We start from the raw sequence: 14,836 nt of genomic DNA on the forward strand, positions 1-14,836 counted from the left end.
AATTATTCTAATTTTGGATAATGCTAAATGAAATTCGATTGACTCATGACCTTGAATCTTTCTCTCTAAACCGCTCTAATTTGATCGATTGTGATCGCCTAATCACAATGTGCAGACCTGATTGTTTATATTCAAGCAAATTCAATTCATTAAGATAAACATCATGTTACGAGCCTCTATCGCATTACTCAGTGTCACAAGCTTGGCTGTATCTGCCAATATATCCCTACCCTCAGGTGAGGAGTGGATTGTTCATGCCAGCGAAGGATTAGCGCCTTATTGGATGATGCCGAATGCTCAAGGAGAACCGATAGGCAACTTCCCGACTTTCCGTTGTGATGATGGGATATTGCTTGATGTGACCAACGTTTGTCCTGAATTAGATCGAGGCTGGATCACGCCGCACTTTGGCAAAGAGTTCACTCGGATGAAGTCACGCCAAACCTATGCTTATGGCGTGCTCTACCACCTGACTGGCGATAAGCAGGCATTAGCGCTCGCTAAGCAAGGGGCTTACTACCTCATTGAACACTTAGAAGATCAGCAAAATGGTGGTTTCATCAGCTTCACCAAAGACGACAAAGCAGGGCTTGAGTGGCAACAGCGAACGGCTCAAGATCAAGCGTATGCACTGGTTGGATTGGCAATGTACTACTACTTAACCCAAGACAAACAGGTAGAGGAAGCGCTCATTGCCCAACAAGCATTTATCTTTAATAAATATCGACTTAACGACAACGGCGGCCTAGCGTGGGTACTTGCCGACGGTGAAGATGGCAAAGTCACTCAGCGGGAATTAGTTGCACAGCTTGACCAGATTAACGGCTACATGCTGTTAATAGCTCCCCTACTGAAAGAGCCTACCAAGACAAAATGGCTTGATGATCTGAATTGGCTGACACAAACCATGATCGAGCACTACCACTACGAAGATGAACAACGCTTCTACGGTGCCATTCACAGCAAAGCAGCCATGATGCCGAACGCCAATCACAATGATTTTGGTCACACCATCAAAGCATATTGGATGACTTACCTTACCGGCCAAACTCTGGATAACTCCGAATGGAAAGAGTTCGGTATGCAAGGGATGAAGCACACTTTAGCCCAAGCGCAGTACCAGAAAGACTTCACCGATGTATCCCAATACTTTGGCGACAAGCTTCAAAAGGCATGGCAAGGACGAGAGATTACTGGCTGGCAAAGCAGACCAAACACACATTGGGCTTCGTCATGGGAATGGGCTGAGCTCGACCAAGCGGCAATGACGGTATCGCTTGTCGATGGTTCGATGAAAGAAACCCTACAATACACGTTGCCGACTTTTCACGATGTGTGGGTCGACCACAAATATGGTGGTGTAGGGCTTGAACCTAAGCGCACTAAGGCTTTTCATTGGGGCAACGGCTACCATCAATTTGAACATGCGTTGATTGGTTACTTATATGCCAGACAAGTGGAAGGCAAACCTGCAGTGCTTCACTACGCGAGACCAGCTAACAGCGAGATACCAATGGAACCGTATTACTATCAAGGCGATGTGGTTAAGTTGGAGATGCTTGAGGGGGGAATGCAGAAGGTCAGCTTCAATAACATCCGGCCTTAGCAGGTTTTCTTAAGCGCACAACGAAAATGAGCCCGTTCAAAGGGCTCATTTTGCTATCTTTTTTTTTACTATCTTCTTTTGTTCTGCTCTACCAGCTTTTCATTCCATGCGGTATTGCCATCACGCTTAGAGACATCGTACTCCGCACAGAACTGAGATATGGTCATATTGTTATCGCCAGTGGCAAGCTTGAGAGCCAACTGAACTTGTTGAAGCTTGCTTTGCAGTCGCAAGATTTGACCAGCATTTGGGCTTTTCTCTTTGGCGTATTTTAAAGCCGCATGCTTACGTTCTGCCGCGCCAGCTCTACGATCCGCTTCTGATAACAGATACTTTAACTGCGCAACACTCTTGCCCTTCTTAAAAGCAGGATCAAGCAGCTCAACGCACTCATCAAACGATGGGTTGATAACGTATGGGTCTACTTTATGTGCCTGTTGGCGCATCCACTCTAGTGCGAGTTTTTCATCTGACATAATCGAATCTTTTCCAAAGAAATAGCCCTATATGGTATCGCTCAATAGCGAATGGCTGCAATAGCAAATTAACTTATCTCACGCCTTTAAATACAACGCTACAGAAAGTATTGGTGCCACGCATCAAGAAGCACCCTCTCTTCAAATATTGGCGTTAGAAACGAAATAAAGAGCTAACCACACCGTTAAAACTCGCCAAACCAAACACAAGCAAAACGAAATTAAAAACATTTAAATCAATAGTTTATTGATATTAATCCGTGTAATTCACCCGTCAAATTACACGACTTCTTTGCACTCTTTCATAGTTTTGTACATTACTCATTCTAGCCAATAAAACTCACCTACTTTGTTTATATGCATATATAAACATATAAGTCAGAGCAATGAAAAGACGTACATTTTTGAAAAGCGTAGCTGGGGCTGCCTTTGTACCAACCCAACTTTTGGCTTCGCAAGGCAACAATCCTTCCTTATTTCCGGTCTCAATTATGCAGGCTGGGCGCAGCGCAACCTCGGGAGAATTACACCTTCTTAGTGGAGAATTGCCAGCTGATATCCATGGCCATGTGTTTTTTTCTGAAGGGATACCATTGGAGCCAGACCACCTGAGTCCGAACGGCCGCGGCGCTCTAACCCGTCTTGACTTTTCGCCAAGCAAAGTTTCTTTCTTGCGTAAGATGATTGATACCCCGTCAGCCATCATGCAACAGCATATCTCCTATGGCTATGACAGCTTTAAATTACTTGGTGGTATGGCTTATTACAGCCCGACGATGGGATTCGTCAATTATTGTAATACCGCGCCCAACTACCTGGGTGACAACCGATTCGCGCTCAGCTACGAAGGTGGGGTTCCCTACGAATTTGATGCGCTGAGCTTAGACCTGGTCACACCGATTGGTCACTATGATGAGTGGCAGAGCAGTCTTCCACCATGGATGAGCCCTTTTATTCCTGACAAATGGCTGTTTCCACAAGTACGCACCACAGGCCATCCGTATTTTGATCTCGAGTCGGATGAATGTTTCACCATTAACTACGGTGGAAACATTTCCAACACGGGTACTAAAAATGGATTTATACGGCTTCTGAAATGGGATAAGCACAGCCCTTTACAAGGCTGGAACATTATTGGCCGCAACGGTAAGCCCGCCTTTATCGCCGCAACCGCTCACTCGCTGGGTGTAACGCGCCACCACATCCTCGTATTTGAAACTGCAGCGCAAGTCGAGCCATTACGTATGCTCGGTATATCATCAGTTTATGCTCAGCAACATCGAACTCCAACTTGGATAATTCGCAAGAAAGATCTCAATCCCGGGCGCGATTATGTGGTTGCCGACTACCTAGAACTGGATTTCGATACCTCAGACATCATGTGTAACTACGATGACCATGAAAACGAAATCACCCTATATGGCCAATACCTAGGAGCGATGGACAAATCGGAGCCCCAATACACACGCGATAAGCGATTATTTGGTGGAAGAACTCCAAGCCAATTGGCAGGTTACCCAGCAGCACCCATTGATGTCGGCGGCTTAGTACGTGCAAGGATCCAAGTTCAGTCACAATCCATTCGACAGATAAATGAAGACTTCAGGCTAATACGAGACGACCAACTTTTTTGGGATATGAATGATCCCGCGTACCGTGGACACTTCCAGTTCCCAGAGCAATTTGAACATATTTATTGGGCTGCCGTTGGCTATCGCAAAGACCATGTCATTAAGCGTGTCGCAGACGCGTATGAGAACTACCCCAATAGAAGATTCACCAACGATTCATTACCTCAAACCGACCAACCGTCGGCTCTCGTGCACATGGACTGCCTTTCGATGAATCTCGCCGATGCGTATCAGTTTCCCTCAGATTGTGTGATGCGAACGCCTCAGTTTATGGCTCGCCCTAACAGCACCTCTCAAGACGACGGCTACATATTTACAGTCGTGGTTCGTAGTCACCCTACTCATGGCATTGGAAATGGCAAAGAGATCTGGATCTTTGATGCACAAAACTTAGCACAAGGCCCAATAGCGATCTTAGGACATCCACAGCTCAACTTTGCTACTACGAATCATGCGCTCTGGGTGGCAGAGATAGGCCCTAGACCTGCCGATGCCTATAAAGCCAACGTCGGAGACTTTTTCCGTTCACGTTTATCAAGTCATCGCAGCGCTGTTCAAGAAGTCATTCAACAACACATTCTGCCTCGATTTGGCTAATCCATTCGATAAAGAAAACCACCGTTAAAAATCAATCTCGACTAAACCACAAGGAAGTCTTAATGAAAATAAAAACCATGGTACTTGGTAACGCTTTGCTTGCTGCGGTAATGGGGACAGCTTTCTCTCTTCATTCCTATGAACCGGAAAGAGAGATTTCTAACTACCAAGGAACATACACCTGCCACCCTGAAGCGATTTACGACCCACGTTCTATTGATGAAGTGCAGAACATCGTCCAAGACGCTCTGATACGCGGTAAGAAAGTGATGACGGGAAATCGCAAGTTCGCCAGCCAAATCGATGCCGCCTGCGCCGGTGACGACCAAGTTCAAATCACTCTGAAGAATATGAATAAGATCGTTCACTTCGATGCAACAAATAAGACCGTCACTGTTGAAGCCGGTATGCGGTTCAACGATCTCAATGACTTCTTACGCGGGCAAGGTTACGCGATCAACATGGTGACTGAGTTAGCTATCTTTACCGTTGGTGGCATGCTGGGCAGTGGCACACACGGCTCTACGTTAGATAGACCAAGCAACATGCTCGCTGACTACGTTACCCAGCTAAAAATTGTTGATGGGCAAGGCGAGGTCAGAGTACTTGAGGGCGATTTACTGGACGCCGCAAGAGTGAACCTTGGTGTACTTGGCGTAGTGGTTGAAGCGACCTTAAAACTTGAAGATGCCTTTAAAGTGAAAGCAGAAGTCACCGGTTATCGAGATGATTCCGACCTTGAAGACGTGGTACTGGATATTGCACACAACAACTACTCTGCGAACATCGCATGGTTCCCCGGTCTAGGGCGTTACACCACCACACTTTACAACCCAGTACCAATCGAGACAGAAGGCCAAGCCTACAATGCACAAGCCGATGTCACAGATGCGGAAGAGTTTTTCTTCGGGCTACTGTTTAATGCCGCACACGAATTCCCGGGGACTGGTTTGCAATGTCTTGCTGCCGTCGCTCGTTACAATGGCCGAGCAAAGTCCTACTTCAGAGACAGTGTCACAGGTAAGACAGTTGATGAGCCTATCGGCTATTCAGACCAAATGCAGTACTTCGAATGCAAAGACCCGAACAAATGTATCTGGGATCGTCTGCCTATCGCGCTTCAAGAAGTTGCTATCGACATTGAGCGCCTACCAAACTGGATCAATGATGTCCGCCAGATCGTCGACGCACACCCACGTACTTGCTTCCCACTCAATGGTATTTACTTCCGATTTGGTAAAGCTTCTGACAGTTATTTAGGAATGAGCGCAGGACGAGATACCGCTTTCGTCGGCATTGAATACACACTGCGTAAAGAGGGTAAGAAAGAACCTAAAAACTACTTCGTGAACCTAGAAATAGAGCAAATGTCGCTGCGAAAATATGATGCGCGACCTCACTGGGGTAAAAACTCAGTCGCTATTTTTGAGGACATGCCCTCTCGCTTCCCGATGTGGCCTGAGTTCTTGCAAGCCAAAGCGGAGCTGGACCCTTTCGATACCTTCACCAACCCATTCTGGGAGCGTGTGAGTGGTGAAACGCCATTAGAAGATTATCTAAAACCAGGATGTAACGTGCGTGGCGAATGTTACTGTCAAGAAGATGCCCACTGTCAATCAGGGACGACTTGTCAATCAGGGCTCTACTTCACTGACGCTCGTATCTGCCGAAAATAAACGGCTCGTCAGGCATATAGCACTGCGCTCTATGCCTGATACTCGCTTTTCCAAAGGATCCCAAAAAGGACATCACTTCAATGAACCTCTGCCAACTACTGCGTTTAGGGCTAGCATGTTGCTGCCTGTTCGTAGCACAAGGATTTGCTACCACACTCGAGGATATACGCCCTCATACTCCATCATCTCAACAAACTTGGGCTGAACAATGGTTCTACAATATCGCCGTACCAGAGGTCGGCTACTTTAAAGTCAGCCTACAAACCTACATCGCTCCTGACTTTACTGACCCAACGCCTAAGTCATACGTGCACCTCGCGTTTACACCGGTAAACGGCAAGACAGTGAAATACGACATCTTTCGTGATGAGTTAATACTCCGTGGTTTTAACGACTCGGAACAGTTCCACTACGAAATACCGGGGATTGTCGTCGCCAATAAAGACACACTGAATGTAACTTTCGAAGACTTTCAATTCTCGATGCGTTGGGATGGCGAACATGCTCATTATTGGCGTGGCAGAAATCCGGGACAAACGCCTTTCGGTATTATTCCTGAACTACCGGGAGTCGGAGGTAAATGGTTTCTTTATACCGTCGGCACGCCGATTCAGTACAGTTTCTACGATGGTGAGCAATCTCTATTTGGAAGCGGATACGCTCAGCTTGATAAAGGGTGGTACGACAAAGAGTCTAGCGCAGGAATGATCTACACCATGGGACTTTCTGATGAACTCTACTACATGTTTACAGGTGCAAAAGTTGGAAATTCTAATATTGAACTGTGGGCTGGCCGCTATATCTCTCCTAATTATGACCTGATCTTCTACCCGGCGATTGGCAATATTTCACTGAAAAGAGAGGTAGATTCCTGCGCAGGGTACTTAAAACTCGAAATGAACAAAATTAAGTACAAGATGGTCATGGAAGTAAAATCCGAACTGGAAGGCTTTTACCCGTTGGCCTTCCCTTCTGTGATTATCTTTGGCGGAGAGCAGAAGTACATGAAATCGATGAAGGCTGCGGTTAATGTCTCTTTATATGAGCACAACGTTTTGGCGGAAACCATAGAGATGCCGCAAGCCTTATTGGAGTTTAGTGGCCCTTTCTATTGCGATGCCTTGGATGATATTCAAAATGCAGCACTTTAGATCGGTTTAAACATATCGTTACTGCTCCTAGAAACATAACAGCGGAGTAGCACTGTTATAGTGCTACTCCGCGCAATTATCACGAATCTATTTCAAGCTTTAGCGCATCACAAACAACTCTTCGTGATAGTGCTTTTCGATATCAAATTGATAAGCGTCTAACTCTTTCTTCAATGATGTTGAGAACAACTCAGGTCCACAAAAATAGAGTTCATAATCATTCAGGTCACCACATTGGTTTGCGATTAGTCCGGCGTTTAACCTTGGAGAATGCAAAGTATCAATAACGTTCAGCTTTACTCCCACCTCATGAGCTAAGCCTAGTAGCTCATCAACCAAATGCTCGTCGATACCACGAGTACAGTAAAACAACTCGATTCGAGGGTGATCTGGTTCACTCTTGAGCGCTTCAAGTGTGGCAAAGAACGAAGCAATCCCGACACCACCAGCAACCCAAATTTGTGGCTTGCTCAAATCAAATTCAAGACGGCCATAAGGCCCTTCAACTCTTACGGTATCACCCGCTTTGACTCGCTCGTACAAGCCATTAGTAAAATCACCCAACTCTTTGATCAAGAAACGTAACTCTGAATCTTCACTGCCAGAAACAATGGTAAACGGATGCGGGTCTTCATTACCGAAACGCAAGTAAGCAAACTGCCCGGCTTTGTGACCTTGCCAAGATGCATCCGGCTTTAACACCAGTTCCATCACTTCAGCCTGTGGAAAATAGCGAGTCGAAGCGATAGTTGCTGAGTGACGATTACGACGCCCAACCAAACCCAACAAGCTGTAAATCGCGGCGATAGATCCAACCAAAGCAAATGCCACCGTTAGGTAATAAATAGGCTCTCCCCAATACGCTCGTTTAAGCAGTATTACCGAGTGAAAAGCGATAAACAGATACGCGACCGACATCAGACGGTGCGACAATTTGAACGGTTTATACTTCACTGCCGCCCATAGTGATGCCACAAATAGAACAAGTAATAAGTAAAAACCCCATTCACCGATACTTTGAGCAATATCGCGCAGTTCGTTGACCCACATTTCCCAACCAGTCAAGACCGCTTGTGGCCCTGAACCATCATGTCGAACAGGCTTAGCCAAGATGCCAAAAGTCACCAGTGACTTAGGAATTTGGTACCACAACCAGTGTGTGACACCCAATGCCACACCACCGATACCAAGCCATTTATGGACTCGATACGCTTTATCCATACCTTTGAGCCAATTCTCGACTATAGGCAAACGCATTGCCAGAACCATGGTGATGGACATTAACATCAGAGACAAAATACCTGAGTACTGAATCATGGCTGAGCGCCATTCAAAGACATTGCTTGAAGCGAATAATTGCGGTTCCATCGCAAACCAAAAGGCTGACATTGTGGCAATCATTGCCCAAATGATATTGCGGACTGTTTTCATTTTTTAACACTCTTAAAGACGACACTCTTACTTTAGCTTGCGTCATGTAAAGCGACGTCAACATGCGTAAATCTATGCAAAGACGACTAACTACCATGTGCTAGCTGAACCACAGTTCCCGATTCGCGATTGAACTACATAACCGATCGCACCAAGTGGGCTCTCTGGGTTCGTGATTTCTTTGATCGATAAAAAGCCCATGTTCGTACATATAGGCTCATAAAAACACAGGTTCATTTAATCAAGTAGGAAGAGAAAGGTATGAAGGACATCACTCTGTCAAAGAACGATCTTCAAGCCATGGAGCAGCGAGGGCGCACTCGTCTAGTCAACTCATTATCAGGATTCAAGAGTGCGAATTTGATTGGTAGCTGTGACAGTCAAGGGGCAGCAAACTTGGCCGTGATAAGCTCGGTGGTACATTTAGGCTCTCACCCTCCACTATTTGGTTTTATTGTCCGCCCATGTAAAAGACGCCGCCACACCTTGGACAACATTCTCGAGACCAAACACTTCACCATCAACAGTATTGGCGCTGACTTTTTCAAGAAAGCTCACCAAACCTCTGCGCGATATCCTAAAGAAGTATCCGAGTTCGAGTCGGTCGGCCTGACACCTTATTATGACGATGACTTCTTCGCACCGTTTGTATTAGAAAGCGCTTTGAAAATTGGGTTGGAGTTGAAAGAACATATTCAGATAGAGAGCAATCACACCCAAATGCTGATTGGCGAAGTCGTCACGCTTCACGCCCCAAAAAGTGCCTTCATGCCCGATGGGTACTTGGATCTGGAGGCTTTAGACACAGTCACCATATCAGGCCTAGACAGCTATCACGTGACACAAAGGCTGCACCGACTAAGCTACGCTAAACCCGATGAACCATTGTTTCCGCTCACACGCGAAGGCGATCCCACCTCATGGTAGGTCCTTCAACCTAACTCAAAGTCATTTTGTTCAGAAATTGGATACGAAAAGTGGTAACTTCCTCGGCTTAGGTTTGTAAGGCACTGAGCCGTACCTGATAGTATTTACGTTATACACTCATTTCTAAGGACTCCTTTGAAGTTAACCCACTTTAAGTACAAAACCCGTAAAGGCCCTGACTACCGACACGGCGAGCAGGTGTCTTTCATGGATATTAAACAGACCTTCGGTATGGGAAGCATTCGTGTGGGCGCTTGGGTAACCAAAGAAGAAAAGGACTTAGCTGCGAACTTAATATTCGATTCATTAGCAGACCTGGCTTATATTTTGGCTCTGCCACCTGAAACGATAGGCCTTCGTGGCACACTTGGGTTGGCATTTGGCAGTGGTGGCAGAAAAGGCGTACAAGCACATTACGCGCCCAACCAGCGTGAATTGGCACTCGCGAAAAACGCAGGTGCAGGTGCGCTCGCTCACGAGTTTTGGCATGCATTTGACCACTACATCGCTGAAAAGGCGTTTGAGATTGGCGATACTTCAGGACCTCGCAAACACATCTTGTTTGCCAGCGATTGTTGGTTACACGATAGAAAGGTGCGACCTCATCCATTAAACGAGAGTCTGATGTCGCTGTTCGATGCCACGCTACTCAGCGAGAATAACTTGGATAAACACGATTACGTCGCCCGAAGTGTCATAGCCGACAAAGCGACATCTGCCCGTTACTTCTCATTACCAACAGAGATGATGGCTCGCGCTTTTGAGTCTGCCATTGAATCTTGCTCAGATATCGAAAACTCGTACCTAGTCGATGGCACAACAAAGCCGGATATGTTCCCCCTCTATCCAGACCTCGCGCATAGAAAGGAAATCTACAACGCGATACAAGGCTATTTTGCACCGCTAGGCCGCTCTTTGAGCAAGTAGCTCTTTAAGTAAGTAACGTTTTGGACAGCTAGATCAATAGATGATCCAAGGCTCAAAACTGTTTATAGTCGATACACTTCAACATATATGATTCAGAGGCTGTAATGATCCATTGGCCATCTTTAGTAAAACTCGACGGCGATGATGAGCTGATTTACGTCGCATCCGAAAGTGACTTTCAAGCAGAATGCTCAGACATGATCTTGGGCGAAGATGATTACCTCATTGATTCTGAAGGTAACAGCTATTCACTTCAATCCAGCTCAAACCAACTGAACCTAGCGAAACGACCGGAACAATATTCGGTTGAAAACGTGACCAAACTGATTCGCAATCATGAGTTCCAAAAAGCCGAAGTGTGCCTAATGAAAATTCACTTCCCAACTATTGAAGAAGCGATTCAGTCTTTGGCTTTTGAAGCCCGTTAATATCGACTCACAAAACCAGAGCTTCAAATCTCCCAAACAAAAACAGCGCCAATTCAGGCGCTGTTTTGCGTTTCTTACTTAGCTAATTACATTAAGCGATAAAAATCTGAGCCAGTGCGTAGCCTAAACAACATGCGCCGACGACACCGATTAAACCCACTGACATGAATGAGTGGTTGAAGTACCACTTACCAATCTTGGTGGTACCAGAGACATCGAAGTTCACCGTTGCGATGTCAGATGGGTAGTTCGGGATGAAGAAGTAGCCGTAAACCGCTGGCATCAAGCCGATTAGCAAGGCTGGGTCTAATCCTAACCCAAGGCCAACAGGTAGCATCATACGTGCCGTTGCTGCTTGCGAGTTAACCACAACCGATACGATGAATAGCGCTAGTGCGAACGTCCATGGGTAGTTGGTTACCATTTCCACGATGCCCGATTTGAACTGAGGCATTGCGTATTGGAAGTAAGTATCCGACATCCAAGCGATACCGAAGATAGCAATTGCTGCCACCATACCCGATTTAAATACCACACCATTTGGCACATCACGCGGGTCAGTTTTGGTTGCCAGCAAAATGATACCGCCGAAGCAGAGCATCATCATTTGGATGATGACCGACATCTTGATTGGCTTGTCGCCGTCTACAATGGTTCTGATTTCTGGCACCATCGCCACAATTACGATCACGACAATAGAAAGTAGGAAAATTAATACCGCGTTACGAGCCGAGCTAGGTAGCACTTCATCTAGAGATGTTGCTGTGGTGCTCTCAATGCGCTTTTTCCACTCAGGATCTTTCAAACGTTCTTGGTAATCAGGATCGTCGTTCAGTTCTTTACCGCGTTTCAAGCTGTACAGAGAAAGTAACAACGTACCGAACAAGGTTGCAGGCACCGTCACCAATAGAATCGAAAGCAAAGTGATAGAGTGTTGAATATCCGATAGCTGCGCTAAGTAATAAACGACGGCTGCCGAGATTGGCGATGCGGTAATCGCAAGTTGAGATGCAACAGAAGCTGCCGCCATTGGGCGCTCAGGGCGAATCCCGTTCTTCAATGCCACATCGCCAATGATAGGCATGATCGAATAAACCGCGTGGCCAGTACCCAACAGGAACGTCATAGAATAGGTAACAAATGGGGCTATTAGGGTGACACGTTTCGGGTTCTTTCTTAGCACCCTTTCCGCCACTTGCAGCATGTATTTTAAGCCACCAGCCGCTTCCAAGATCGAGGCACAGGTTACCACCGCGAAAATGATCAGCATTACGGTGACAGGTGGTGACGTTGGTGGCATCTTGAAGATAAAGACTTCAATTACCAAACCAATACCAGAAACAACCCCTAAACCAATACCGCCATACCGAGAACCGATATAGAGAACGACAAGTAAAAATAGAAACTCAAAATACAACATAAGCAACCCTGCTAAAAATGTGGACTAGGGTTATTTTGTCTTTATGTTCAATGCGTTACTTATTGGTAGATCACACAATCATTGAGCGTTTTAATGGATTGTTTTTTATAAGATTAGGGTCACGATAACAGGCGATTAAGTATCTAAAATGTAATTTTTCACTCAAGTGAAACTCTAGGATTGTTATGCATTCTGATGTTCATTGTTTCTTTTAGAACGCCTCAATCTATAAAATTTAAATATCATAACTAAACGTTATCACCCATTCAGAAACCCATAACGGACTCCCCCGATTCTCCTCAATTTTTGTAATACAATTCTTGCCATTTTGACTTAACTCTAACTCGCCTATCCCCATACACTGTGTCAAAATACCCGCCCTTACGATGACAATACAGAAAGAACCACGAATATGAATTTTCAAGCTGCTATTTTTGATATGGATGGACTGCTGCTCGACACCGAGCGACTTTGTATGCAGGTTTTTGAAGAAGCATGTCACGCGCAAGGTGTTCCGTTTTTGCAAGATGTTTACCTAGGCATCATTGGTTGTAACGCAAAAACCATCGAACAGATTTTTCGAAATGGCTACGGTGAAAACCTAGACTACCCAGCACTGAATAATGAATGGCGCACCCGCTATAGTGCGATAGTTAAAAACCAAGCCATCCCAGTAAAAGATGGCGTGATTGAGCTGCTTGAATGGCTAAAGTCGAATGACATTCCAATCGCGGTGGCAACCTCAACTCAGCTAGATATCGCAAAGAAGAAGCTCGAGCTAGCAGGCCTAGATTCTTACTTCACTTCACTAAGCACAGGCTGCGAAGTGACTCACGGTAAGCCTCACCCAGAGATCTACTTATTGGCGGCAGAACGCCTAGGTGTTGCGCCTGAAACTTGCTTGGCGTTTGAAGATTCAAACAACGGTATTCGCGCTTCTATGGCAGCCAACATGATCAGTTTCCAGATCCCTGATTTAGTAGAGCCATGTGACGAAGTAAAAGCGCTTGGACACACCATAAGCCCTTCTCTACATGATGTGCTAGCACAGCTTCAACAAGCTGCAGCTTAGGCTCTCACTGCCGTTGATAATGCTTTTATCAACGTAGACAAGCCTCTCTATTAAGCCGACTCACAGAGTCGGTTTTTTTGTTGGTATAGTTTTTATAAAAGATAAAAACTCGCGCTTGAAACTGTTAAAGTCGATTTGAGATAAATGCTAAGTAATCAGCAAGATTGCTAACGTCTAAATATGGAGACAGAGACGCGTGAAGGAAAAGTTTGAAGACCAACTGCTTGAGTTTGCACAGCAAGAAATGACACAAGATGCAGCACACGACATCAGCCATATTAAGCGTGTCGTCAAAACCGCAAAAGCTTTGTGCGATCAAGAACAAGCTAAGCTTGAAGTCGTGTTACCCGCAGCTTATCTTCATGATTGCTTCACCTTTCCTAAGAACCACCCAGACAGAGCCCAAAGCTCAACAATAGCAGCAGATAAGGCGATCTCTTTCCTCAAATCTATCGACTATCCCACGTCCTATCTTGATGAGATCCATCATGCCATTGTCACGCACAGCTACAGCGCCAACATCACACCTGAAACCTTAGAAGCTCAGATCGTCCAAGATGCCGATCGCCTTGATTCTCTCGGTGCAATTGGTATCGCTCGATGTTTGTACGTGGGTCAGAGCTTTAACGCTGAACTGTATAACCACGAAGACCCGTTCGCTGAACATCGTGACTTGGATGACAAGCATTACAGCGTCGACCACTTCTACGTGAAGCTATTTAAGCTCGCTGAAACCATGAATACAGAGTCCGCCAAGTTAGAAGCCAACAAGCGCACCGATTACATGCGTGGCTTTCTTGAGCAGTTGGGTGCGGAAGTTTAGCCGCTTAGAATTAGCAGCTTAGAAAAAGAGACACACGACAAGGAGAAAAAGGATATGGAAATAAACCGCTTTAAAGCATCCGACGCCGACGAGATCGTCACTTGGTTTACATCCCTCGAAGACTACGTACTGTGGGGAGGGCGAACCTTTGGTTGGCCGTTAGAGGCCTCTTCCATCATCGAACGTTCTCAAGAGTCCCATGTCGAGCTCTATACCTTCTCTGAATCTAGTGCTCTCTCTGAACTGAGTTCGAACGGCAATAACTCAGAACTGATCGGGTTTATGGAGTTTCAACGTATGTCAGACAGTGAACTTCGATTCTGCCGAGTGGCCATTCACCCAAGTCAGCGTGGTAAAGGGTTTGGGCAGTCCATGATAGAAAGTGCATTAGAAGCCGCAAAACAAATCCCTGATGTCACCACCATCAGCTTAGCTGTATTCCAACAGAATCACGGTGCGAAACGTTGCTACGACAAAGCGGGCTTTCAAGTGGTAGACAAAGAACCAAAATTCAAAGAATTCAATGGCAATACCTGGCCCTTGTATCAGATGGAATTAAAGCTCAGCTAGCGTGTTTTACTCGGCTTGATCGTTTTAATTAACAGACTTACTTTCGTTAACAGAATCGTTTTAATTGCCAGATTTGACCCCATATCATTAAGCATTGGCTA

At 45.7% G+C, this 14,836-nt stretch carries 13 protein-coding genes; 10 read left to right on the plus strand and 3 right to left on the minus strand.

Annotation, left to right across the window (positions count from 1 at the left end; all coding sequences use genetic code 11):
• Positions 1 to 163 precede the first annotated feature (163 nt).
• Positions 164 to 1,606 carry an N-acylglucosamine 2-epimerase gene (locus F0251_RS10655; RefSeq protein WP_171730952.1) on the plus strand — a complete coding sequence of 481 codons (1,443 nt, stop codon included), beginning with the start codon at positions 164 to 166 and terminating at the stop codon, positions 1,604 to 1,606.
• A gap of 68 nt (positions 1,607 to 1,674) precedes the next feature.
• Here F0251_RS10655 and F0251_RS10660 read toward each other — a convergent pair whose 3' ends face one another.
• On the minus strand, positions 1,675 to 2,082 hold the full coding sequence (locus tag F0251_RS10660) for a hypothetical protein (protein ID WP_102425500.1): 408 nt from the start codon (positions 2,080 to 2,082) through the stop codon (positions 1,675 to 1,677).
• Positions 2,083 to 2,468: 386 nt separating this feature from the next.
• Here F0251_RS10660 and F0251_RS10665 point away from each other — a divergent pair, with 386 nt between their 5' ends.
• From F0251_RS10665 to F0251_RS10675, 3 genes are all read left to right on the plus strand, one after another.
• A complete protein-coding gene (locus F0251_RS10665) occupies positions 2,469 to 4,310 on the plus strand; it encodes a carotenoid oxygenase family protein (protein WP_171730953.1) in 1,842 nt (613 codons plus the stop codon).
• Positions 4,311 to 4,372: 62 nt separating this feature from the next.
• Entirely contained in the window at positions 4,373 to 5,986 is a 1,614-nt protein-coding gene (locus F0251_RS10670) for an FAD-binding protein (protein ID WP_171730954.1), read from the plus strand.
• A gap of 80 nt (positions 5,987 to 6,066) precedes the next feature.
• Positions 6,067 to 7,137, plus strand: a complete 1,071-nt coding sequence (locus F0251_RS10675) for a hypothetical protein (protein WP_171730955.1) — start codon at positions 6,067 to 6,069, stop codon at positions 7,135 to 7,137.
• 99 nt (positions 7,138 to 7,236) lie between these two features.
• Here F0251_RS10675 and F0251_RS10680 read toward each other — a convergent pair whose 3' ends face one another.
• Positions 7,237 to 8,568, minus strand: coding sequence for a ferric reductase-like transmembrane domain-containing protein (locus F0251_RS10680; RefSeq protein ID WP_061033033.1), 1,332 nt, complete (start codon positions 8,566 to 8,568; stop codon positions 7,237 to 7,239).
• 261 nt (positions 8,569 to 8,829) lie between these two features.
• On the opposite strand from F0251_RS10680, the gene F0251_RS10685 reads away from it, so the two are divergent.
• From F0251_RS10685 to F0251_RS10695, 3 genes are all read left to right on the plus strand, one after another.
• Positions 8,830 to 9,495, plus strand: coding sequence for a flavin reductase family protein (locus tag F0251_RS10685; RefSeq protein WP_171730956.1), 666 nt, complete (start codon positions 8,830 to 8,832; stop codon positions 9,493 to 9,495).
• Between the two features lie 135 nt (positions 9,496 to 9,630).
• On the plus strand, positions 9,631 to 10,422 hold the full coding sequence (locus F0251_RS10690; protein WP_061033031.1) for a CLCA_X family protein: 792 nt from the start codon (positions 9,631 to 9,633) through the stop codon (positions 10,420 to 10,422).
• A gap of 104 nt (positions 10,423 to 10,526) precedes the next feature.
• Positions 10,527 to 10,850, plus strand: coding sequence for a DUF4144 domain-containing protein (locus tag F0251_RS10695; protein ID WP_061033030.1), 324 nt, complete (start codon positions 10,527 to 10,529; stop codon positions 10,848 to 10,850).
• Between the two features lie 91 nt (positions 10,851 to 10,941).
• Here the strand turns inward: F0251_RS10695 and F0251_RS10700 are convergent, their stop codons facing one another.
• Positions 10,942 to 12,270, minus strand: coding sequence for an anaerobic C4-dicarboxylate transporter (locus tag F0251_RS10700; protein ID WP_171730957.1), 1,329 nt, complete (start codon positions 12,268 to 12,270; stop codon positions 10,942 to 10,944).
• A gap of 412 nt (positions 12,271 to 12,682) precedes the next feature.
• Between F0251_RS10700 and F0251_RS10705 the strand changes: the two genes are divergently transcribed.
• From F0251_RS10705 to F0251_RS10715, 3 genes are all read left to right on the plus strand, one after another.
• Complete coding sequence (locus F0251_RS10705; protein WP_008221043.1) at positions 12,683 to 13,342, plus strand: HAD family phosphatase; 660 nt, start codon at positions 12,683 to 12,685, stop codon at positions 13,340 to 13,342.
• A gap of 196 nt (positions 13,343 to 13,538) precedes the next feature.
• Positions 13,539 to 14,165, plus strand: a complete 627-nt coding sequence (locus F0251_RS10710) for an HD domain-containing protein (protein ID WP_171730958.1) — start codon at positions 13,539 to 13,541, stop codon at positions 14,163 to 14,165.
• A 54-nt stretch (positions 14,166 to 14,219) separates the two neighbouring features.
• Positions 14,220 to 14,735 carry an N-acetyltransferase gene (locus F0251_RS10715; RefSeq protein ID WP_171730959.1) on the plus strand — a complete coding sequence of 172 codons (516 nt, stop codon included), beginning with the start codon at positions 14,220 to 14,222 and terminating at the stop codon, positions 14,733 to 14,735.
• The last annotated feature ends 101 nt before the right edge of the window (positions 14,736 to 14,836 follow it).

The sequence above is a fragment of the Vibrio sp. 070316B genome (assembly GCF_013114115.1).
GTDB classification, from domain to species: Bacteria; Pseudomonadota; Gammaproteobacteria; order Enterobacterales; family Vibrionaceae; genus Vibrio; species Vibrio chagasii_B.